Source organism: Rhodococcus zopfii NBRC 100606 = JCM 9919 (assembly GCF_001895025.1).
Taxonomy (GTDB): domain Bacteria; phylum Actinomycetota; class Actinomycetes; order Mycobacteriales; family Mycobacteriaceae; genus Rhodococcus; species Rhodococcus zopfii.
In genome coordinates this window covers 51,170-72,914 of sequence record NZ_BCXI01000014.1, presented here as the reverse complement: position 1 = coordinate 72,914, position 21,745 = coordinate 51,170, and the positions used below count along the sequence as shown (strand labels likewise).

Genomic DNA, 21,745 nt, shown 5'->3' with positions numbered 1-21,745 from the left:
ATTCGTGAAACACCCGGAGCCGGTCCGGGGCCCCGAGATCAGGGAATCACTCGAGGGCCTCAGACCGGTCGTCGGTGAAACCGGGCAACCATTCCGACAGGATCCGCATGTACGGCGCGTACGCGTCGAGCTGCGCGCAGATCCCCACCGAGCCGAGCAGCACGCGGAACACACTCACGTACTCCGGCGGCAGATTCAGTGTCCGCGCGGTGCGGAACTGCGGGCTCGAGAAGTCGGTGGCCGTGCCCGCGGCCTTCTGCAGCCATGCCCGTGTGAAGTGGAACGACTCGGCGCGGATCGGATCGGTGAACGGCCGCAGATAGTCCGCGATCTCGCGATCCGTGACCTCCTTGCCGGGCAACACGAACCGATTCGTGTACAGCAGCTCGGTCAGCTCGTCGAACCGCTCGTCCACCGCCAGGCGCACCATCCGGCCCAGTACCGCCGGCAGACCGTCGGGCATCGACGCGGTCGCGCCGAAATCGATGATCCCCAGACGTCCGTCGTCGAGCAGCATGAAGTTCCCCGGATGCGGATCGCTGTGCAACAGCCCGACCTGGGCGGGGGAGGCGAAATGGAACTCGGCGAGCAGGGCCCCCGCGCGGTTGCGCTGCTCGCGAGTACCCTTCTGGATGATCGCCGACAGTGGTGTCGCCGAAAGCCACTCGGTCACTACAACTTTCGGCGCGCTTGCGACAACATGCGGCACCAGGAAGCGGGGGTCGCCATCGAAGGCTCGGGCGAAGGCCCGCTGGTTGTCCGCCTCGATGCGGTAGTCGAGTTCTTCCTCGGTGCGGGCCGACAATTCGTCGAGGACCGGACGCACGTCGGTGCCGGGCATGACCGTCGCGAACAGTCCCGCGAACCGTTGCAGGGTGCGCAGATCCGCGCGCAACGCCTCGTCGGCACCCGGGTACTGCACCTTCACCGCGACCTCGCGGCCGTCGGACCACACCGCCCGGTGCACCTGTCCGATGCTCGCCGACGCCGTCGGTACGTCGTCGAACGACGCGAAACGCTCACGCCACCTTGTCCCGAGCTGCTGATCGAGCATCCGGTGCACAGCCTTCGCGGGCAGCGGCGGAGCCTCGGACTGCAGCTTGGTCAGGGCCTCGCGATACGGTTCGGCGAACTCCTCCGGGACGGCCGCCTCCATGACGCTCAGTGCCTGGCCGAACTTCATGGCGCCGCCCTTGAGTTCGCCGAGGACGGAGAACAGTTGTTCGGCCGCCTTTGCGGTCAGCTCGGCGTCGATCTCGTCGCGGTCGCCGCCGGCCAGCCGGCGACCGAAGCCCACGGCGGCGCGTCCGGCGATCCCGAGCGGGATGCTCGCCAGTTTGGCGGTGCGGGAGGAGCTCTTGCGGGGAATTTCGGCCACGCCCACCATCATGCCCGACCCGCACCCGTCGCCGGTGTGCACGTACACCGTGGATGCCAGAACCAGCGGCGTGTCGTGAACCGGTGTGCGTCGAGGTCCACCTCGAGCGTGCGGTCGACCAGGAGCGGCGCGTTCTCCGGACGGCCGGTCGCGGCAGCATCGATCTGTCCCACCGCGACCGCCGCGGTCGCCAGGACGACGGCGGGGTCGGCGCGACCGACCCGGCCCCACAGCTGGGCTGCGAGGTGCGGCCACGCCGGGTCGAGATCGGTGCGGGCCAGGTCCGCGCAGCGCAGGCAACTGGTCCGGCCGGGCACGACGAACGGTCCGACGACACCGCGACCGTCGCGGAGCCGGACCGGCAGGTGCGGGATCCGGTGCCGCATCAGATCCACGACGAGGTGCGGATCCGGGGTCAGATCGTCGGTGAGGAGCACACACTGCACGTTCCACGCCGCGACATCGCTGGTCTGCGGATACGAACCGGACCGGGACACCCGCACCGAGGACACCCCCAGGTGCGCGGCGATCGCATCGGCGAGCGGTCCGTCGCCGTGGATACGCACTCGCGGTTCCACGGTGGTGTCCGAGCCGGTGCGCGCGGGATCCCGCAGTGCCCCGTACGAGACGAGCTCGTCGAGGATCGCGTCGACCGCGGCGGCATCCACGCCGCGCTCGGTGATGCGGGCGAGGACCCTCTCACGCGGGTGACGGCCGTCGAGCATCCGCAGCACGGTGAGCAGATCGAACGCATCGATGCCCTCCGGTGGAACCACCAGAGCACCGGTGTCCGGTCCCCATCCGAGCTGGACGGTGCCGTCCGGGCGGCGCAGCAGCTCGAGGCAGTGGTCGAGGGCGGGGCCGGACGTGTGCGCAGATGTCGACGTCATGACGTCGAGCCTGACAGCCGCATCGTCCGGCGCCGCCCTCGATCACCGAGTTATCCACAGGGCGAAATCTGCTGCTGCCTGCGGAAACAGGGTGCTAGGCCGATTCGTCGGGATCGACCCCGTCGCCCTTCTCCCTCTCCGCGCGTTCGCGTTCCTCGACGGCCCGCAGCTGAGCGATCGGATCGTCGAACACCCCGGTGTCGCCGCCGAGCATCCGATCGACGAACCCGGCCGGGCTGTCCAGATCGGACGCATCGGGCAGCAGATCCGGATGGGCCCACACCTTGTCCCGCGCTTCCGCGCCGGCCTGCTCGGTGAGGGTGCGCCACAGCGCCGCGGCTTCCCGCAGCTTGCGCGGCCGCAGTTCGAGGCCGACCAGCGTCGCGAAGGTCTGCTCGGCGGGACCACCGGAGGCGCGGCGCCGCCGCAGGGTCTCGCTCAGCGCCGACGCTCCGGGCAGCCGCTCGCCGAGCGCATTCGACACCACGGTCTCGACCCAGCCCTCGACGAGGGCGAGCAGCGTCTCGAGCCGTTCGAGAGCCTGCTTCTGCTCCGGGGTGGTCTGCGGTTCGAGGGCGCCCTGCTGGAGGATCTCCTGGAGCTTCGACGGGTCGGTCAGCGCGGACGGGTCCAGGCCCTGCGCGAGATCCTCGATGGCGGAGAAGTCCATGCGAATATTGCGGGCGTACTCCTCGACGGTCGAGAGCAACCGCTGCCGCAGCCACGGCACGTGGCTGTAGAGACGGTGGTGCGCCGCCTCACGGGCGGCCAGGAACACCAGAACCTCCTGCGCGGGCTGTTCGAGACCCTCCCCGAACCTGCCCACCGCCTCGGGCAGCAACGCCGCGGTCCCGGCCGGACCGAGCGGCAGACCGATGTCGGTGGAGGTCAGTACCTCCTTCGACAACTGACCGAGCGCCTGACCCAGCTGAGAACCGAACGCGAGTCCGCCCATCTGACCGAACATGCCCAGCATCGGACCCGCCATCGTGCGGGCCTCCTCCGGCAGACCCTGCAGCCACATGCCGTTGACCTGCTCGGCCACCGGATCGCACAGCCGCTTCCAGGTGTCGAGGGTGTTCTCGAGCCACTCGACCGGCGTCCACGCGACCGTGCGGGTCGCGCCCGCGGGGAGCGTGGTCGCGCCGTCGAGCCAGAGTTCGGCGAGATGCGCCGCGTCGCGGACCGCGTCGGCTTCTCCGGAGGAGACGGGTGTGAACGACCCGACCTGCTGCCGGGCCAGCTTCATCGCAATCTCGTAGTTCACCGGCCCGGAACCGCCGGTGCCCATCGCGCTGCCCATACCGCTGAGCATCTGACCGAACTGGGAGAGCATCTGGCCGAACTGCGACGGGTCGAAACCCTGCGCCCCGAACGGATTCGCACCGGCGTCGCCGCCGCCGAACGGGTTCGCGCCGCCGGGCAGCCCGAAACCGAACGGGAAGCCGCCGGACGCGCCGCCCTCCGATCCGGACCCGCCGGTGCCGGAATTGTCGTCCTTCTTCCGGTCCGGGTCGTCGTCGGAGCTCGAGAATCCGAAAGGCGTGTCGCTCATGTATTCAACGGTACAAGGCGCCGGCGTGGGGATCGGACATCCGTGATCACGCTGATCGCGAACATCGGCTGCCCGCTACCCTGGGCCGGGTGAATCGACGCTTCGTGACGCCGCTCGCGGTGCTGATCCCCCTCCTGGGCCTGGCGGGTATCGCCACCAATACGAAGGCTCCGTACGTGGCGCTCGGTCCGGGGCCGACGTTCGACACGCTCGGCGAGGCCGACGGCAAGCCCGTCGTGCAGATCGACGGCGTCGAACCCGACGCGACCAGCGGCCAGCTGCGGATGACTACGGTCGGCGTCAACGACCAGCTGACGCTCGCGCAGGCTCTGACGGTGTGGATCAGCGACCGGTACGCGCTCGCTCCGCGCGAGACCGTGTACCCGCCGGATGTCAGCAAGGACGACGTCCGCGCCGCCGACCAGGAGATGTTCACGCAGTCCGAACGCAGCGCCGAACTCGCCGCGCTGCACCACCTCGACATGCCGGTGACCGTACGGGTCGCGCAGGTCGGCGACGATGCACCGGCCACCGGAGTGTTCCGGGAGGGCGATCAGATCGTCGCGGTCGCGGGCGAACAGGTGACCACCGCCGGCAGCGTGCAGCGCGCCGTCGGTGCGGTCGCGCCGGGCACGGAACTGGATGTGCAGGTACGCCGCGACGGCGTCGACGAGGCTGTGCAGGTCACCGTCGCGTCACGTCCGGGTGACCCGGACAAGGGCTATCTCGGGATCACCACCGAGGAGGTGCCCGAGGTGCCCTTCACCGTCACGTTCAACCTCGCCGACATCGGCGGACCCTCGGCCGGCCTCATGTTCAGCCTCGCCGTCGTCGACAAGCTCAGTCCCGGACCGCTCAACGGCGGGCTCGCCGTCGCGGGCACCGGCACCATCGATTCGGACGGCAAAGTCGGACCGATCGGCGGCATCACCCACAAGCTCGAGGGTGCGGTCGAGGACGGCGCCACCGTCTTCCTGGTGCCCGCCGACAATTGCGCCGAGGCGCTCACCGACGTCCCCGACGGTCTGCAGCTGATCCGCGTCGAATCCCTCGCGGGCGCGATCGACGCTCTCGCGGCCGTCACCGCGGGTGGCGACGCACCCACCTGCGGTTGACGGCCGGGCGTCAGTCGTCGTCGCCGGGCTCGAGCGTCGCGTACAGCGCGGCGACCAGATTCGGCGCCAGGTTCTCGTAGGTGCGCAGTTCGATTCCCGCGAACGGATCGTCGTCGTCGGTGGGACGCAGCTGCAGCAGGCATTGTGACGGCCCGTCGCGCAGCACCGCCGCGATCAGGCGCGCGTCCCGCCGCTCGGGATGACTGTGCGCCGCGTGCCGGGCCGCCTCGTCCGCAGCGTGCGCGTCGGCCAGCCGCGGGACGAGCGCGTCGTCGAGGTCCGTTTCGGCGCTCGGCGGCAACACCACGATCTCCTGGACGAGCACGCACCCGGCCACCGACGGTGGCCAGCTGGTCGTCGCGAGGAACTCGTCGAGCGCCGGGCTGCCACCCTCGACATCGTCGGGGAAGGCGTCCTGTTCGATCGGGGTGTACTCGCTGCCCTGGTCGAGCTGGTCGCCGAGCGACGGCTCCTCCGCCGCCAGCAGCACGGTCGGGACCAGCGCGAACATCACCGGCGGACGGCCCCAGCCGTCGGCGTCGACGAAATCGACGATCTCACCGACGCAGCGGCGCAGGCCTTCTTCGGACGGGACGGGAAGATGCTCACTCACCGTCCTATCCTTGCACCGTGAGCAACCGCGGCGCGCGGGACGGCGGTCCCGGGCTCGGCGGTTCGGCGGCAGGGCCGGATCGTTCCGTAGAGTGGGGCGAAACGGTCACCGGTAGCCGCCGGAGGCGAGCAACTGCGGCGTGATCCGCGTCGCCGGAGAATTGGGAGTGTGACACGTGGGCATGAGGCCCCCCTCAGGGGTACCCACCCTGTCGAGACGTAGCAAGGTTCTACTGATCCTCGCGCTGGTGGTCGCGGCCTTGTTGTTGCTCGGTCCCCGGCTCGTCGACGCGTACACCAACTGGCTGTGGTTCGGTGAGGTCGACTACCGCGACGTGTACGTCAAGGTGCTGGTGACCCGCATCGTCCTGTTCCTGGTGGCCGCGCTCTTCGTCGGTGCCGTCGTGTGGCTGGCGATGCTGCTGGCCTATCGATCGCGGCCGGTGTTCGTGCCCACGGTCGGTCCCAGCGACCCGGTCGCTCGGTATCGCACCACGGTGATGACCCGCATGCGCATGTTCGGGCTCGGCATCCCGATCGTGCTGGGTCTGCTGTCGGGCCTGGTCGCGCAGGCCAGCTGGGTGACCGTGCAGATGTTCTTCAACGGCGGCTCCTTCGGCACCGTCGATCCGCAATTCGGTCTCGATGTCGGGTTCTACGCGTTCGACCTGCCGTTCTACCGGTTCCTGCTGAACTGGATGTTCGTGGCGGTGATCCTGGCGCTCATCGCGAACCTGGTCACCCACTACATCTTCGGCGGGATCCGGCTCGCCGGCCGCGGCGGCAACGTCAGCCGCGCCGCGCGGATCCAGCTCGCCGTCCTCGCCGGTCTGTTCGTCGCGCTCAAGGCGGTCGCGTACTGGCTCGACCGGTACACGCTGCTGTGGAGCGGCCGGAAGGAACCGACGTTCACCGGTCCGGGCTACACCGACATCCACGCGGTGCTGCCGGCGAAGCTCATCCTGCTGGCCATCGCGGTCATCTGCGCGATCGCCTTCTTCGCGGCGATCGTGCTGCGGGATCTGCGCATCCCGGCGCTGGCCACCGCGCTGCTGGTGCTCTCGTCGATCCTCGTCGGCGCGGTGTACCCGTTGGTGGTCGAGCAGTTCTCGGTGCGCCCGAACGCCGCGGACAAGGAGTCCCCCTTCATCGAACGGAACATCGCCGCAACCCGTGAGGCATACGGCATCACCGACGACAAGGTCGAATACCGGGACTACCCGGGGGTCGGCACCGCGTCGCCGAGCAATGTGCCCGCGGACCTGACGACCATCGCGAACACGCGCCTGCTCGACCCGAACGTGCTGCCGCGCACGTTCACGCAGCAGCAGCAGCTCAAGAACTTCTACGGGTTCCCGCAGTCGCTCGACATCGACCGGTACAACGTGGACGGCAGGGTCGAGGACTACATCGTCGCGGCCCGCGAGCTGTCCCCGTCGAGCCTGACCGGCAACCAGACCGACTGGATCAACCGCCACACCGTGTACACGCACGGCAACGGTCTGGTCGCGGCACCGGCGAACCGAGTCAATGCGGCCGCCAGCGAATCGGCGGAGGAAGCCGCCAACAGCAACAGCGGCTACCCGGTGTACATGGTCAGCGACCTCGCCTCGCTCAAATCGGACAGCCAGGTGATCCCGGTCGAGCAGCCGCGGATCTACTTCGGTGAGGTCATCGCACAGGCAAATCCGGATTACGCGATCGTGGGTGCGGCCGGCGACTCCGGTCCGCGTGAATACGACACCGACACCGACAAGTACACCTACGACGGGTCCGGTGGTGTCTCGATCGGCAACTGGTTCAACCGGCTCGCGTTCGCGGCGAAGTACGCCGAGCGCAACATCCTGTTCTCCGGCGCGATCGGCGAGGATTCGAAGATCCTGTTCAACCGCGACCCCCGCGACCGCGTCACCAAGGTCGCGCCGTGGCTGACCGCCGACGGCGACGCCTACCCGGCGGCGGTGAACGGACGGATGGTGTGGATCGTCGATGCGTACACCACGCTCGACAACTACCCGTACGCGCAGCGCAGCTCCCTCGAGGGGCTCGTCGAGGACAGCATCGACCAGAACACCGGCCGGTTGCTGCCCCGGAAGGAAGTCTCCTACATCCGCAACTCGGTGAAGGCGACTGTCGACGCGTACGACGGCACGGTCACCCTGTACCAGGTCGACGATCAGGATCCGGTCCTGAAGGCGTGGATGGGTGTGTTCCCGGATGCGGTCACTCCGCAGGACCAGGTCAGCGACGAGTTGCGCTCGCACTTCCGGTACCCCGAGGACCTGTTCAAGGTGCAGCGCGAGATGCTCGCGAAGTACCACGTGGACGACCCGCGGGAGTTCTTCACCAACAACGCGTTCTGGTCGGTGCCGTCGGATCCGACGGTCGAGACGAACGCCAACCAGCCGCCGTACTACGTGCTCGTCGGTGACGAGGAGACGGCTGCGCCGTCGTTCCGGCTGAGCTCGGCGATGGTCGGATACAACCGGCAGTTCCTGTCGGCGTACATCTCGGTGGACGCCGATCCGCAGGACTACGGAAAGTTCACGATCCTGCAGTTGCCGACCGACACGCAGACGTTCGGTCCCGAGCAGACGCAGAACGCGATGATCTCCGATACCCGGGTGGCGTCGGAACGGACTCTGCTCGAGAGATCGAACCGGATCCACTACGGCAACCTGCTCACCCTGCCCATCGCGGAGGGCGGCATCCTGTACGTCCAGCCGATGTACACCGAACGCAATTCGACCGGTGGCAGTACGTCGACGTTCCCGCAGCTGTCGCGGGTGCTGGTGAGCTACCGCGAGCCGGGACAGGGTGGCGGTGTCCGCATCGGTTACGCGCCGACGCTGGCGGGAGCACTGGATCAGGTGTTCGGTGGCGGGGTCGGCAATGCGGCCACCGCACCGGGCGGCGAATCGGCGCCGACCGCACCGGCGGACTCCGGTGCGTCCGGCGAACAGGCGCAAGGGACCGCACCGCAGCCGCAGCCGCAGCCGGCTGCACCGGCTCCGGTGCCGGCGGATCGGGCCGCGGCGGTGACCGAACTCGACGCCGCGTTGAGCGAGCTGAGCACTGCGCAGCGCAGCGGCGACTTCGCCGCCTACGGTCGGGCTCTGGAACGGGTGCAGCGCGCGGTCGATGCCTACCAGGCAACCGGCGGCTGAGCGTAGCGACACCGACGAAGCCGGGCCCCGCTTGCGGGGCCCGGCTTCGTCGCGTTCGGTCAGCGACCGGTGATGTCGATCAGTTGCTGGAACTGCGCGCCGAAACCGTTCTGCTGGGCGGCGATTCGCGCGGCGTCGAGGGCCTGCTGCACCTGGTCGCCGGCCGCGCCGGGAACCTCGGGTGCGACCGGAGCGGGAGCCGGGGCCGGTGTCTCCGGAGCCGGAGCGGGAGCGGACTCGGTGGTCAGGTACTGGCCGCACACCGGCCACGCGCCGGGACCCTGGGTCTGCAGGGTGTTCTCGGCGACGCGGATCTGCTCTTCCTTCGAGGCGGTGTGCGGGCTGCCGGTACCGCCGTTCGCGGCCCAGGTGCTCTGGGAGAACTGGAGGCCGCCGTAGTAGCCGTTGCCGGTGTTGATGCCCCAGTTGCCGCCGCTCTCGCACTGGGCGACGCCGTCCCAGTTGTGGGAAGCCGCGGAGGCGGTGCCGGTGGCGAGGCCGAACGGGAGGGCGACGAGGGCGCCGGTGGCGACGGCCATGCCGAGGCCGCGCTTGCTGAACAGAGTGGTCATGCGGGTGGATCCTCTCCGCGCTCGCTGACGGCGGCGGGCCCGGCGTCCCGGTCGAGCACCGGATGGCGGTGCGATCGGGAGCGGACGCATCTCATGGCCGCGTCCCTGCCCCTCGAAGGTTTCGTAGGCACCGGATCCTGCGGGGCAGGGTGACAGCAGCGGCAGTCCGATGTTGGCCCGTTGGTTTCGGGCCGGGACCGACCGTACAGAGCCCCCGCGTCGCGGTCACCCCACCCGAATCGGCGGACAAGTGTCCAACCAGTGGGATGCTTCAGAGGTGTTTCCCCAGGTCGCTACGCGAAAATCACGCGAGATCCACAGTTCCGTTACCCACCCGTTATGTGAAATGAATCATGTCCTCCGTGTGGCCCCGGCCACGCGGCGGAGGGCGCCGCGGCCCCGGTGACGGGAACCGGGATTCGGCTTGACCGGATGAAGATTCCCTTCGCCCGGGATTGCGATGCGGGCGATTTGCTTTCCGTTCAAACGCTCGTGTAACTTCGTTTCTGCAACGCGGGGTGGAGCAGCTCGGTAGCTCGCTGGGCTCATAACCCAGAGGTCGCAGGTTCAAATCCTGTCCCCGCTACCACCGGAAGGCCGGCATTCGAATTCGGATGCCGGCCTTTCCTTTTGCCTGCGCCGGTATGATCTCGGACGACCGGTTGACGGGTCAGATCTCCATGTCGACCAGGACACGGCGCAGCAGCTTGCCCGTCGTGTTGCGAGGAAGTTCGTCGAGGAAGATCACCTCGCGTGGCACCTTGTAGCGCGCCAGGTTCGCTTTGACATACGCCTTGATGTCCTCGGCGTCGCGTGCTGCTTCGGGCGCGGGGACCACGAACGCCCGCAGTCGGGCGCCGAACTCGGCGTCCTCGACCCCGACGACCGCCGCATCGAGTACGTCGTCGCGTTCGACGAGCAGGTTCTCCACCTCCAGCGGATACACGTTCTCGCCGCCGGAGACGATCATGTCGTCGTCGCGTCCGTCGACGAACAGGTATCCGTCGGCGTCCCAGTGGCCGACGTCACCGGTCGAGAGCATTCCGCGGACGCGTTCCTTGTCGCGTCCGTCCGTGTATCCCTCGAAACTCAACCCGCTCGCGGCGAAGATGCGCCCGGAGACCCCGGGTTCGGTGATGGCGTTGCCCGTGTCGTCGAGGATTTCCACCCGGCACGACACGGGTGGCCGGCCGGCCGTGCCGGGCGCGCGACGCAGGTCCTCCGGGGTTGCGACCGTCGCGACCGCGCACTCGGTCGACCCGTACAGGTTGTGCAGCACGTCGCCGAACGATTCGCGCGTGCGCCGGCACAGGTCGGGGGACAGGGCCGACCCGGCGGCGAAGATGATCTTCAAGCTCGAGGTGTCGAACTCCGCGATCTTCTCCGGGCCGAGGTCGAGGATGCGCTGCAGCATCGTGGGCACCGCGACCAGCACGTTCGCTCGTTCCGCCTCGACAAGACGCAGCGTCTCGAGGGGATCGAACCGGCGTGGCATGATCACCGTCTGGCCGAGCGCCAGGGCCATGGCCATCTGGGAGACGCCGGTGCCGTGGAAGGCGGGGGCGGCCATGAGCATCCGCTGCCCGCGACGCAACGGGACCCGGTCGAGGAACTGGGCCGACGCGAACGGAGAGGTCCGGCCACGGGGGGCGCCTTTCGGGGTGCCCGTCGTGCCACTGGTGAGCAGCACGAATCCGCCCGGCTCCGACGGGGCCGGGACCGCCGATCGATCGAACTCGGCGAGCAGCGACTCGATCGACGGCGCGCCGGGAACCGGCTCGTCCTGCCACGACAGATAGGTCCGCGTGCCTGCCGGCAGGGCGGCTGCGGCATCGGCGAACTCGGAGTCGAAGACGAACGTCTCGACGTTCTCGCGGGCCGCGATGTCCGCGAGTTGGCGGGGTGCGAGTCCGGTGTTCATCATCACGAGATTCGTGCCGAGCTTCGCCGAGGCGATCATCGTCAGCACCAGGCCGCGGTGGTTGCGCGCCATCACGCCCAGCGCCGTACCCGGGCGCATGCCGTCGGCCTGCCACGCGCGCACCAGCGCGTTCGACATGCCGTCGAGGTTCCGGTAGCTCAATGCGCCGCGTTCGTCGACGATCGCAACGGCGTCGAGGCCGCGGGCGACGTCGGCGTGCACCGTCCCGGCGAACGGCCCGTACTTTCGCACCGCGAGGAGCGTGGAGACCGCGTGGTCGACCCGGGGGAACGGCAGCATCCCGGCGCGTTGCATCACCGCAAGCGATCCGATGGTGTCGGTGATCTTCCGGACGAGATCCTGCGCCGACATACGGCACCTCCTGTCTTCGAGGGACTCACCCATCGTGACGTACATCACAGCGGACGTGGGCGTCTTTCCGCTCGCCGCCGGCCCGTCGGCGGGAAAGCGTCGATGTCGGTGGTCGATGGCAGTGTGGAGGGGTGCTGGAATTGACCGCCGACGCGGCCCGACGGGTCGTCCTCGCCGCCCAGGGATTCGCCGACCGCCGCCCCGCGGGCCGGGCAACCCGCCGCCACGTGTTGCGCGCTGTCCAGCGAACCTCGCTGCTTCAGCTCGACTCGGTCTCGGTGGCCGTCCGTGCCCACTACATGCCGGTGTTCAGCAGGATCGGCGGCTACGACCGCGATCTCCTCGACGGCGCGGCCTGGCAGAACACCGGCCGCTCGCCGCGAGCCCTCGTCGAATACTGGGCGCACGAGGCCGCGCTGATTCCCGTCGCGGACTGGCCGCTGATGAGGTGGCGCATGACGCGCTACTCGCATGGGCGCTGGGCCGGGGAACGACGTGTGATGGAACAGAATCCGACGCTGGGTAAGGACGTTCTCGACGTCGTCACGGAGGTCGGCGCCGCCACCGCCGGCGACATCGAACGGCATCTGCAGATCACGCCGCAGGATCGGGGCGGGCCCTGGTGGGGCCGCACCGACACGAAGGTGATCTGCGAGCAACTCTTCGCGTCCGGAGCGTTGTCGGTCGACCGGCGGGTCGCATTCACCCGGCACTACGACCTCGCGGAACGGGTGCTCCCCGACGGCGTGATCGGTGCGGAGATCGGCGAGCGCGACGCGGTCCGCGAGCTCGTGCGGAGATCGGCGCGGTCGCTCGGTGTGGCCACCGCTGCCGACCTCCGGGACTATTACCGCCTCTCGGCCGAGCAGACCGCGGCGGCCGTGGCCGAACTCGTCGACGACGGCGCGCTCGTGCCGGTCACCGTGCGCGGCTGGTCCGATCCCGCCTACCTGCATGCCGGGTCCCGGATCCCGCGCCGCGCGCACGGCACCGCGCTGCTGTGCCCTTTCGATCCGCTGGTCTTCTGCCGGCCGCGCACCGAGCGACTGTTCGGCTTCCGGTACCGCATCGAGATCTACACGCCGGCGCACAAGAGGATCCACGGGTACTACGTCTTCCCGTTTCTGCAGAACGGCGACCTGGTCGCGCGGGTGGACCTCAAGGCCGACCGCGCTGCCGACGCCCTGCGCGTGCCCGGCGCGTTCGTCGAACCGGGCCGCGCCGCGGGTGAAGTCGCCGAATCGCTCGCCGACGAGTTGCGGGAGATGGCGACCTGGCTCGGTCTGTCCGATGTCGTGATCGGAGACCGCGGCGACCTGGTCGCCGAACTGGCGGCGCGGTTCTGATCGCGGCGGTTCCGGTCACCGCGGTTTCGACCGCCCCGTCCTGTCGGCCACCGCCCAGGGTTTCGTCAGGCGGAGGAACGGGCATCTCGGGTCGCATGACGCCCCCAGCTGTCGCAGCCTCGTCCACCGACTCGGTTCGATCAACGATCGTCGCCCTGTGTGCGGTCGTCGCGGTGGTGTTCTCGCTTCTCGGCTCCGGAGCGGTCGCCGGAACGCCGGTGTCGGAGGCGGCCGGGGGAGCGCTGTCGGCCGACGCGACGGCCGTCGCACCCGGCGGCGCCGCCTTCTCGATCTGGACGCTCATCTATCTCGGGTTGATCGCGCTCGCGGTGTGGCAGGCACTGCCGACGCAACGCCCGAGTACGCGCCAGCGACAGGCCGGGTGGTGGATCGCGGCGTCGATGCTGCTCAACGCGGCGTGGATCCTGGCGGTGCAGTTCGACCTGGTGTGGCTCAGCGTCGCGATCATCGTGGTGCTGCTTGCCGTCTTGGCGAGGGTGTTCGTGCTGCTCTCCGCATCCCGCCCCGGATCTCGCCTGGAGGCCGTGGTGGTCGACGGCACGATGTTCGTCTATCTGGGATGGGTGGCGGTCGCGACCGTGGCGAACATCGCGGCCGCGTTGCAGGCCGACCGGGTCGACCCACTGGGTCTCGGCGCGGACACGTGGGCGGTGGTCGTTCTCGCCCTGGTGGCCGTGGTATCGGTGGTCGTGGCCGTCGTCGGACGTGGCCGGCTCGCGGTCGCCGCTGCGGTCGTCTGGGGTCTGCTGTGGATTGCCTTGGCCCGCACCGACTCCGAAGGATGGCAGTCCACGCCGGCGGCGGTGGCTGCCGTTGTCGCCGCGGTGGTGGCGGCGGTCTCGGCGGTGGTGGTGCGGACCGCCTCGTCGGGAGCGGAACCGCGGTAAAACGGGTCCGGTCCGGACCGCGGTAGCGGTCCGGACCGGGTTTCCCTGGGGTGCAGTCTATTTCAATTCGGACGACGACTTGCCGAGCAGGCGTCGCGCCACGATGAGCTGCTGGATCTGCTGGGTGCCCTCGAAGATGTCGAGGATCTTGGCGTCCCGCGCCCACTTCTCGAGCAGCGGACGCTCCGAATACCCGTAGGTGCCGGCGAGTTCGACGGCTTTGAGTGACACCGCGGTCCCGGTGCGGCCGGCCTTCGCCTTCGAGATGGACGCCTCGAGCGAGTTCGGCTTCTTGTTGTCGGCCATCCAGGTGGCGCGCAGCGCCAGCAGGTACGACGCCTCCCAATCCGCCTCGAGCGCCAGGAATTCGGCGGCTGCGGCGTGCTGGTTGTTCGGCGGAATATCGTAGGACACCTCGACGCCCGCCTCGGACAGGATCGCGCGCAGTTCCTCGAGCACGGCCCGTCCCAGACCGATTGCCATGCCGGCGACGATGGGGCGGGTGTTGTCGAAGGTCTGCATGACGCCCGCGAAGCCCTGCTCGACGTTCACCTCGGGGGATCCGAGGATGTTGTCCTTCGGGATGCGGCAATCCTGCAGCAGCAGCACCGCGGTGTCGGAAGCCTTGATGCCGAGTTTGTGCTCGAGCCGGGCGACGCTCAGCCCCGGCGCGTCGCGCGGCACCACGAACGACTTGATCGCGGCGCGGCCCTTGGACTTGTCGACACTGGCCCACACGACGACGTGCGTCGAACGCTCACCGGCGGTGACGAAGATCTTCTCGCCGTTGAGAACCCACTCGTCGCCGTCGAGAACGGCGGTGGCGGTCACGGCCGCCGAGTCGGAGCCGAAGCTCGGTTCGGTGATCGCCATCGACGCCCACACTTTGCCGAACCGCTCGAGCTGTTCGTCGGTGGCGACCGCGGCGATCGCGGAGTTCCCGAGCCCCTGGTAGGGGATGGACAAGGTCAGACCGACGTCACCCCAGCAGGTTTCGATGACGTTGAGCAGCCCGGCCATGTTCCCGCCGTTGGAGTTGCCGGTGGCGGCGCCCTGCTTCTTCGAGTCGCGCCCGAGTGCGGCGCCGGCGGCGCCCTGCCCGGAGTCGTTGAGCCCCTCGACCATCGCAGCCATCGTGTCGAGCTCGACCGGGTACACGTGCTCGGCGAGATCGTACTTGCGGGAGACGGGACGGAAGATCTGCGCGGCGACCTGATGAGCCTGATTGGCTGAGGCCTTGAGCTTCTTGGGAAGTTCGAGATTGATCATTTACCGGTTCCTTGTTCGGGTCGGACCGCTCAGATGAGGACGACGCCCTCGGCAACGCCGACGGCACGCAGGTCGCGGTACCAGCGCTCGACGGGATGTTCCTTGGTGAAACCGTGGCCACCGAGCAGCTGCACGCCGTCGAGGCCGATCTGCATGCCCTTGTCGGTGGCGAGCTTGCGGGCGAGCGCCGCCTCCCGCCCGAACGACAGACCCTGCTCCGCGCGGGATGCGCCGCGCAGGGTGACGAGGCGGATGCCGTCGAGCTCGATCTTGATGTTGGCGACCATGAATGCCACGGCCTGGCGGTGGCTGATCGGTTCGCCGAACGCCTCGCGCTCGTTGACATAGGGAATCACGTAGTCGAGGACGGCCTGGCCGGTGCCCATCGCGAGCGACGCCCAGCCCAGACGCGCCAGACGCACGGCGTCGGCGTACTGCTCGGCGCGCAGGTCCGCGGCGGCGGTGTCGTGCGAATCGGTTCCGTCCCAGCCGAGCAGCGCCGACTGCGGCACCGCGACGTCGGTCAGGTGCAGCCGGCCGAGACCGGCGGCCCGCAGGCCCATGCTCGGGTCGGCCTCGACGACGACGCCCTTGCTCTTGGCTTCGACGATGAACAGTGCCGGGCGGCCGTCGAGTTCGGCGGCGACGACGAACAGCTCGGCGCTGCCCGCGGCCGGGACGAGTGCCTTGACGCCGTTGAGGCGGTAGCCGCTGGGGGAGCGCACCGCCTTGGTCTGCAGCGCGAACGGATCGAACAGGGCGCGGGGCTCGGTGATGACGACCGATGCCTGCGGCACGTCGTCGCTCGCGAATGCGGGCAGGTAGGTCTTCTGCTGCTCGTCGCTGCCCCAGTGGGTGAGGGCGACTGCGACGCCGCTGGGCGCGAGGATCGGCAGCGCCAGGCCCATGTCGCCGTGCGCGAGTGCTTCGGCGACGAGTGCGTTGGTGACGGTGCCGCGCTCGGTGGCGGCGCCGTCGAACGCCTCGGGGACGTTGACGAGGGTGATGCCGAGCTCGGCGGCGCGCGCGAGCAGGTCGGCGGGTGCGGCGGCGGCCGCGTCGGCGTCGTGGGCTGCGGGCCGGAGGATCTCGGCCGCGAATTCGCGGACGGTCTCGGCGATCATCTGCTGATCGTCGGTGGGGGTGAGGTCGAAGAAGTCGTGGTTCTTCGGGGTGTCGAGGCGTTGGGGCGTTCCGCCGCCGGAAACCTGCTTGAACGCGCGCGTGGCGGCGCCGAGCGTCTTGAAGCCGGTCTTGGTGGACTGGTACGTGGCCCGGTCGATGGTCTGGCGGAAGTTGTAGCGATCCGCCAGCTCCGAACCGGTGATCCGCGTGAGCACGCGCATCGCGGCGCCCATGACATCGCGCTTGACGGGGTTCAAGCCGACCGCAGACGTATCGCGTCGGGCGTTCCGGGCCACACTGTCTTGCTTGCTCATGATCACCAGAAGTCTCTCGAGGGGATCGGACCCCACGAACCTTACTCTGGAGTAAGAAGCGTGTCTACTACGGAGTAAGAAGTATCCGGCGACTGTGCCGACGCAGGTCAGTGCGTCGGGCGCAACCTCGAGAGCACGGCGTCGTGCAGCGCCGAATTGGTCGCGACGGCGCTGCCGCCGTGCGGCCCGCCCGCCCCCTCGACGTTGGTGAACCGGCCCCCGGCCTCGCGGACCAGCACGTCGAGCGCGGCGAGGTCCCAGAGGGAGACCTCCGGCTCGAGCGCGATGTCGAGAGCGCCCTCCGCCAGCAGGCAGTACGAGAAGAAGTCGCCGTACGCGCGGACCCGCCACACCTCGTCGGTGAGGGCGACGAACTCGTCGCGCAGGCCCCGGTCACGCCAGCCCGACAGACTCGAGAAACTCAACGACGCCGACGCCGTGCTCGTCACCTCAGACACGGCGATCCGGCGCGCAGCCCCACCTCCGAAGGAGGTCCAGGCACCCTGTCCGGCGGCGGCCCACCACCGGCGGTTCAGCGCCGGTGCGCTCACCACGCCGATCACCGGAATCCCGTCGTCGAGCAGCGCGATCAGGCTGGCCCACACCGGCACGCCGCGCACGAAGTTCTTGGTTCCGTCGATCGGATCCACCACCCACTGACGGCCGGAGAACACCGCATCGCCGCCGAACTCCTCGCCGAGCACCGCGTCCGCAGGCCGCTCGGAACCGAGCACGTCGCGGACCAGACGTTCCACCGCGAGATCCGCGTCGGACACCGGTGTCAGGTCCGGCTTGTCGCTCACCTTCAGATCCTGCGCGCCGAAGCGCTCGCGGGTGACGGCGTCCGCCTCGTCGGCGATGCGCAGGGCGAGGTCCAGGTCGGCGGTGAAGTCGGTGGTCATGCCGAGAACGCTAGCCGGTAACCTTGGCAATCGTGCATCCCGATGTTTCCGCAGACCTGGCCGAGCTCGCGACGACCCTCGAGACCGTGGAGACGGTCCTCGACGTGGAGGAATTGCGCCGTCGGATCGACGAGCTCGAGCACCAGGCGGCCGATCCCGAGCTGTGGAACGACCAGGAGCACGCGCAGCAGGTCACCAGCCAGCTCTCACACGCGCAGGGCGAACTGCGCCGTGTCGAGGATCTGCGTTCGCGGCTCGACGACCTGCCGGTGCTCTACGAGCTCGCCGAGGGCGAGGAGGGCGACGACCGTGCCTCCGCGCTCGCCGATGCCGATGCCGAGCGCACGTCGCTGCGCGTGGACATCGAGGCGATGGAGGTGCGCACGCTGCTGTCCGGTGAGTACGACCAGCGCGACGCGCTCGTGAACATCCGGGCCGGCGCCGGCGGTGTCGACGCCGCCGACTGGGCCGAGATGCTCATGCGCATGTACATCCGCTGGGCCGACAAGCACGGCTACGGCGTCGAGGTCTACGACACGTCCTACGCGGAAGAGGCCGGCATCAAGTCGGCGACCTTCGCGATCAAGGCGCCCTACACATACGGCACGCTGTCCGTCGAAATGGGTACGCACCGTCTCGTGCGCATCAGCCCGTTCGACAACCAGGGACGTCGCCAGACGTCGTTCGCCGAGGTCGAGGTCCTGCCGGTCGTCGAGACGACCGACCACATCGACATCGACGAGAACGACGTGCGTGTCGACGTGTACCGCTCCTCCGGTCCCGGTGGCCAGTCCGTCAACACCACCGACTCCGCGGTGCGCCTGACGCACATCCCCACCGGCATCGTCGTCACCTGTCAGAACGAGAAGTCGCAGCTGCAGAACAAGGTGTCGGCGATGCGCGTGCTGCAGGCCAAGCTGCTCGAACGCAAGCGGCAGGAGGAGCGCGCCGAGATGGACGCCCTCAAGGGCGACGGGGGCAGCTCGTGGGGCAACCAGATGCGCTCCTACGTGCTGCACCCGTATCAGATGGTCAAGGACCTGCGTACCGAGTACGAGGTCAACAACCCGTCGGCCGTGCTCGACGGTGAGATCGACGGATTCCTCGAAGAGGGAATCCGGTGGCGCATGCGCGAGAACCAGAACCAGAACCAGTAACCGAACCAACCGATCGAACTCAGGGAGGATGCTTTCTGTTTCCCGGTAGAACACTGCTCGACTGGCTGTCCACGAACGGGCTGCTGATCGCACTGACGGTGCTCGGTGCCGTCATCATCGCCCGGTTCGCCAGCTGGGTCGGCAATCGGATCACCCGGAACATCGACGAGAAGTACCAGGAGTCCGACGACCTGGTGCGGTCGGAGGCGTCGAAACATCGGCACTCGGTGGCGCAGGTCGTGCGGTGGGTGGTCATCACGTTCATCTACATCGTGGCGACACTGAAGGTCTTCGACTACCTGCAACTGCCGATCGGCAGTCTCGTCGCCCCCGCGACCGTGCTCGGTGCGGCTCTCGGCTTCGGCGCGCAGCGCATCGTGCAGGACATCCTCGCCGGGTTCTTCATCATCACCGAACGCCAGTACGGGTTCGGCGACACCGTGCAGATCTCCGTCACGGGGTCCGCGCAGGACGCGGTCGGCACCATCGAGAACGTCACGCTGCGGGTCACCCGGCTGCGGAACTCGGCCGGTGAGGTGATCATCGTGCCCAACGGCCAGATCAACAAGGCGATCAACCTGTCCAAGGACTGGGCGCGCGCCGTCATCGACGTGCCGGTTCCGGTTACCGCGGACATCTCCGAGGTCAACGAGATCCTGCACGACGTGGGTGTCGCCGCCTACAAGGACTCGAAGCTGCGGGAACTGCTGCTCGACGAGCCGAGCGTGATGGGCGTCGAGAGCCTCGAGGTCGACCAGGTCAGCATCCGCGTGGTGGCGCGGACACTGCCCGGCAAACAATTCCAGGTGGGCCGCGCGCTGCGGGCCCGCATCGCAGCCGCGCTGCGACGCAAGGGCATCACCGTCACGCCGCAACTCGACACGGTGTCCGTTGTCGACCGGTCGGAGGTGGACGCATGACCGGCGACAACAGGCCCGGCGGCAGCGGGACCGGCGATCGGGGGAATCCGGGGACTTCCGCGAACCCGGCCACCGGTGAGGTACCGGTCGTGGCGACGCGCCCGCGCCTCAGGGTCCCGGGCAGGCTGTTCGGCGGTCGTTTCCGCACCACGACGGTGGCGATGTGCGTCGCCTGGCTCGGACTGTGGGTGCTCTACCTCTATCTGAATCAGGACACGGATCAGGCCCCCGCGCAGCCGGGCGCAGTCGTGATCTCGGAAACCCCGTACGTGCCGTACGTGCCGCCCGTGGAGCCGCTGCCCTCGCAGACCACCGCGCCCGTGACCACCACGACGCCGGCCACCACGGGCAGCCCGACGTCGGTACCGACCACGACAGCGCCGTCGGTGACCACCACGGCACCCACGACGACGGAGACGCCGCTGTTCCGCCTGCCGACGATCCCCGGAATCCCGGGACTCGAGGGCGGCACCGGCGGTGACGGCACCGAACCGTCCGGCGCTCCCGGTCAATAGGTCACCATCGGGTAACGAACCGCTAGCATGGCGTCGTGATCCGCCTGGAGAATGTGTCCAAGTCGTACAAGACGTCCACCCGACCTGCCCTGGACAACGTCAACGTCGAGATCGGCAAGGGCGAGTTCGTGTTCCTCATCGGACCGTCGGGCTCGGGCAAGTCGACATTCCTGCGACTGCTGCTGCGTGAGGAGACACCGACCTCGGGTGACGTCCATGTCGCGGACTTCCACGTCAACAAGCTCTCCGGGCGACGCGTGCCGAAGCTGCGGCAATCCCTCGGCTGCGTCTTCCAGGACTTCCGGCTGCTGCAGCAGAAGACGGTCGCCGAGAACGTCGCGTTCGCGCTCGAGGTGATCGGCAAACCCCGGTCGATCATCGAACGCACGGTGCCCGAGGTTCTCGACCTGGTCGGCCTGTCCGGCAAGGCCGACCGGCTGCCCGGCGAGCTGTCGGGCGGGGAGCAGCAGCGTGTCGCGATCGCGCGGGCGTTCGTGAACCGGCCGCTGGTGCTCATGGCCGACGAACCGACCGGCAACCTCGATCCCGAGACCAGCCAGGACATCATGATGCTGCTCGAACGGATCAACCGCACCGGCACCACCGTCGTCATGGCCACCCACGACCACCACATCGTCGACTCCATGCGCCGACGCGTCGTCGAACTCGACCTCGGCCGGGTGGTCCGCGACGAAGCGCGCGGCGTGTACGGCGTCGGCCGGTAGCCGGCACCAGCCCACAGCCCTCGACCGCCCGGCAACCGAAGGACCTTCCACCCCGATGCGAGCAAGCTTCCTGTTCAGCGAGGTCGTCACCGGCCTGCGCCGCAACTTCACCATGACCGTCGCGATGATCCTCACCACCGCGATCTCCCTCGGCCTGTTCGGTGCCGGTCTGCTCGTCGTGCAGATGGCCGACAAGACCCAGCGCATCTTCCTGGACCGGGTGGAGGTGCAGCTGTTCCTCACCGACGACGTCTCGACCCTCGACCCCGACTGCGAGCAGGACATCTGCCGCACTCTGCGCAGCGATCTCGAGAACACCCCGTCGGTGGTGTCGGTGCAGTACCTCAACCGTGAGGACGCCGTCGCCGACGCGACCGAACGGGTCTTCAAGGACCAGCCCGAGCTCGCCGAACTGGTGAGCGCGGACAGCTTCCCTGCGTCGTTCAAGGTGAAACTGTCCGACCCGGACCGGTTCGGCGTCATCCAGGACGAGTTCGGGTCCCGGCCCGGCGTGGAGAGCGTGCTCAACCAGAAGGACCTCGTCGAGCGGCTGTTCAGCGTGCTTTCCGGTGTCCGCAACGCGGCGTTCGCGATCGCGGTGGTGCAGGCCGTCGCCGCAATCCTGCTCATCGCGAACATGGTGCAGATCGCGGCGTTCACCCGCCGCACCGAGGTCGGCATCATGCGCCTGGTCGGCGCGACCCGCTGGTACACGCAGTTGCCGTTCCTGCTCGAAGCGGTCGTCGCCGCGGTGATCGGCGCGGTGCTGGCGATCGCGGCCCTGTTCACCGCGAAGAGCGCGTTCATCGACGACGTGCTCGCCGACGTGTACGACGCGAACATCGTCGCCCGGGTCACCACCAGCGACGTGCTGCTCGTCTCGCCGATCCTCGTCATCGTCGGTGTCGGCATGGCCGCGATCACCGCGTACGCCACGCTGCGCCTGTACGTGCGTGAATAACGGGTTGCCGGAGTTCCTATG

18 protein-coding genes and 1 tRNA gene are annotated in these 21,745 nt (G+C 68.7%); 10 read left to right on the top strand and 9 right to left on the bottom strand.

Going from position 1 to position 21,745, the window contains the following annotated elements; all coding sequences use genetic code 11:
- Positions 1-46: 46 nt before the first annotated feature.
- The 3 genes from RZ1_RS10305 to RZ1_RS10295 all read right to left on the bottom strand — a co-directional run bounded on the left by RZ1_RS10305 (position 47) and on the right by RZ1_RS10295 (position 3,823).
- The gene (locus RZ1_RS10305) at positions 47-1,390 is read right to left on the bottom strand and encodes an ABC1 kinase family protein (RefSeq protein ID WP_072811706.1); all 1,344 of its coding nucleotides are present in this window, start codon (positions 1,388-1,390) and stop codon (positions 47-49) included.
- The gene (locus RZ1_RS10300; protein WP_072811497.1) at positions 1,387-2,268 is read right to left on the bottom strand and encodes a hypothetical protein; all 882 of its coding nucleotides are present in this window, start codon (positions 2,266-2,268) and stop codon (positions 1,387-1,389) included. Before RZ1_RS10300 ends, RZ1_RS10305 begins: the two co-directional genes overlap by 4 nt.
- 94 nt (positions 2,269-2,362) lie before the next feature.
- Positions 2,363-3,823 (bottom strand): zinc-dependent metalloprotease, encoded by a 1,461-nt coding sequence (locus tag RZ1_RS10295; protein ID WP_072811496.1) that lies wholly within the window; start codon positions 3,821-3,823, stop codon positions 2,363-2,365.
- An 89-nt stretch (positions 3,824-3,912) separates the two neighbouring features.
- On the opposite strand from RZ1_RS10295, the gene RZ1_RS10290 reads away from it, so the two are divergent.
- A complete protein-coding gene (locus RZ1_RS10290) occupies positions 3,913-4,938 on the top strand; it encodes a YlbL family protein (RefSeq protein WP_072811495.1) in 1,026 nt (341 codons plus the stop codon).
- 10 nt (positions 4,939-4,948) lie between these two features.
- On the opposite strand, the gene RZ1_RS10285 is transcribed toward RZ1_RS10290, so the two are convergent.
- The gene (locus RZ1_RS10285; RefSeq protein WP_072811494.1) at positions 4,949-5,551 is read right to left on the bottom strand and encodes a PPA1309 family protein; all 603 of its coding nucleotides are present in this window, start codon (positions 5,549-5,551) and stop codon (positions 4,949-4,951) included.
- A 175-nt stretch (positions 5,552-5,726) separates the two neighbouring features.
- On the opposite strand from RZ1_RS10285, the gene RZ1_RS10280 reads away from it, so the two are divergent.
- Positions 5,727-8,717, top strand: coding sequence for a UPF0182 family protein (locus RZ1_RS10280; RefSeq protein WP_174565185.1), 2,991 nt, complete (start codon positions 5,727-5,729; stop codon positions 8,715-8,717).
- Between the two features lie 59 nt (positions 8,718-8,776).
- Here the strand turns inward: RZ1_RS10280 and RZ1_RS10275 are convergent, their stop codons facing one another.
- The gene (locus RZ1_RS10275; RefSeq protein ID WP_072811491.1) at positions 8,777-9,289 is read right to left on the bottom strand and encodes a transglycosylase family protein; all 513 of its coding nucleotides are present in this window, start codon (positions 9,287-9,289) and stop codon (positions 8,777-8,779) included.
- Positions 9,290-9,801: 512 nt separating this feature from the next.
- Between RZ1_RS10275 and RZ1_RS10270 the strand changes: the two genes are divergently transcribed.
- A tRNA-Met gene (locus tag RZ1_RS10270) sits at positions 9,802-9,878 on the top strand.
- A gap of 81 nt (positions 9,879-9,959) precedes the next feature.
- Here RZ1_RS10270 and RZ1_RS10265 read toward each other — a convergent pair.
- Positions 9,960-11,582 (bottom strand): acyl-CoA synthetase, encoded by a 1,623-nt coding sequence (locus tag RZ1_RS10265; RefSeq protein ID WP_072811490.1) that lies wholly within the window; start codon positions 11,580-11,582, stop codon positions 9,960-9,962.
- A gap of 131 nt (positions 11,583-11,713) precedes the next feature.
- Between RZ1_RS10265 and RZ1_RS10260 the strand changes: the two genes are divergently transcribed.
- The gene (locus tag RZ1_RS10260) at positions 11,714-12,928 is read left to right on the top strand and encodes a winged helix-turn-helix domain-containing protein (RefSeq protein WP_072811489.1); all 1,215 of its coding nucleotides are present in this window, start codon (positions 11,714-11,716) and stop codon (positions 12,926-12,928) included.
- Positions 12,929-13,023: 95 nt separating this feature from the next.
- Complete coding sequence (locus RZ1_RS10255; protein WP_072811488.1) at positions 13,024-13,836, top strand: TspO/MBR family protein; 813 nt, start codon at positions 13,024-13,026, stop codon at positions 13,834-13,836.
- A 57-nt stretch (positions 13,837-13,893) separates the two neighbouring features.
- Here RZ1_RS10255 and RZ1_RS10250 read toward each other — a convergent pair whose 3' ends face one another.
- From RZ1_RS10250 to hisN, 3 genes are all read right to left on the bottom strand, one after another.
- Entirely contained in the window at positions 13,894-15,105 is a 1,212-nt protein-coding gene (locus RZ1_RS10250) for an acyl-CoA dehydrogenase family protein (protein WP_072811487.1), read from the bottom strand.
- A gap of 29 nt (positions 15,106-15,134) precedes the next feature.
- On the bottom strand, positions 15,135-16,550 hold the full coding sequence (locus RZ1_RS10245; protein WP_072811486.1) for an acyl-CoA dehydrogenase family protein: 1,416 nt from the start codon (positions 16,548-16,550) through the stop codon (positions 15,135-15,137).
- A gap of 101 nt (positions 16,551-16,651) precedes the next feature.
- Positions 16,652-17,446: a histidinol-phosphatase gene (gene hisN / locus RZ1_RS10240; protein WP_072811485.1), complete on the bottom strand. Its 795-nt coding sequence runs from the start codon at positions 17,444-17,446 to the stop codon at positions 16,652-16,654.
- Between the two features lie 32 nt (positions 17,447-17,478).
- Here hisN and prfB point away from each other — a divergent pair, with 32 nt between their 5' ends.
- Genes prfB through ftsX form a run of 5 tightly spaced genes read left to right on the top strand, consistent with a single transcriptional unit; the run spans position 17,479 to position 21,724 of the window.
- Positions 17,479-18,603, top strand: a complete 1,125-nt coding sequence (gene prfB, locus RZ1_RS10235; RefSeq protein WP_072811482.1) for a peptide chain release factor 2 — start codon at positions 17,479-17,481, stop codon at positions 18,601-18,603.
- Positions 18,604-18,638: 35 nt separating this feature from the next.
- A complete protein-coding gene (locus RZ1_RS10230) occupies positions 18,639-19,523 on the top strand; it encodes a mechanosensitive ion channel family protein (RefSeq protein ID WP_083583632.1) in 885 nt (294 codons plus the stop codon).
- A complete protein-coding gene (locus tag RZ1_RS10225) occupies positions 19,520-20,038 on the top strand; it encodes an Rv3103c transmembrane domain-containing protein (protein ID WP_238072169.1) in 519 nt (172 codons plus the stop codon). The genes RZ1_RS10230 and RZ1_RS10225 overlap by 4 nt, the downstream gene beginning before the upstream one ends.
- A 35-nt stretch (positions 20,039-20,073) precedes the next feature.
- On the top strand, positions 20,074-20,763 hold the full coding sequence (ftsE, locus tag RZ1_RS10220; RefSeq protein WP_072811481.1) for a cell division ATP-binding protein FtsE: 690 nt from the start codon (positions 20,074-20,076) through the stop codon (positions 20,761-20,763).
- Positions 20,764-20,818: 55 nt separating this feature from the next.
- Positions 20,819-21,724 (top strand): permease-like cell division protein FtsX, encoded by a 906-nt coding sequence (ftsX, locus tag RZ1_RS10215; RefSeq protein WP_072811480.1) that lies wholly within the window; start codon positions 20,819-20,821, stop codon positions 21,722-21,724.
- The last annotated feature ends 21 nt before the right edge of the window (positions 21,725-21,745 follow it).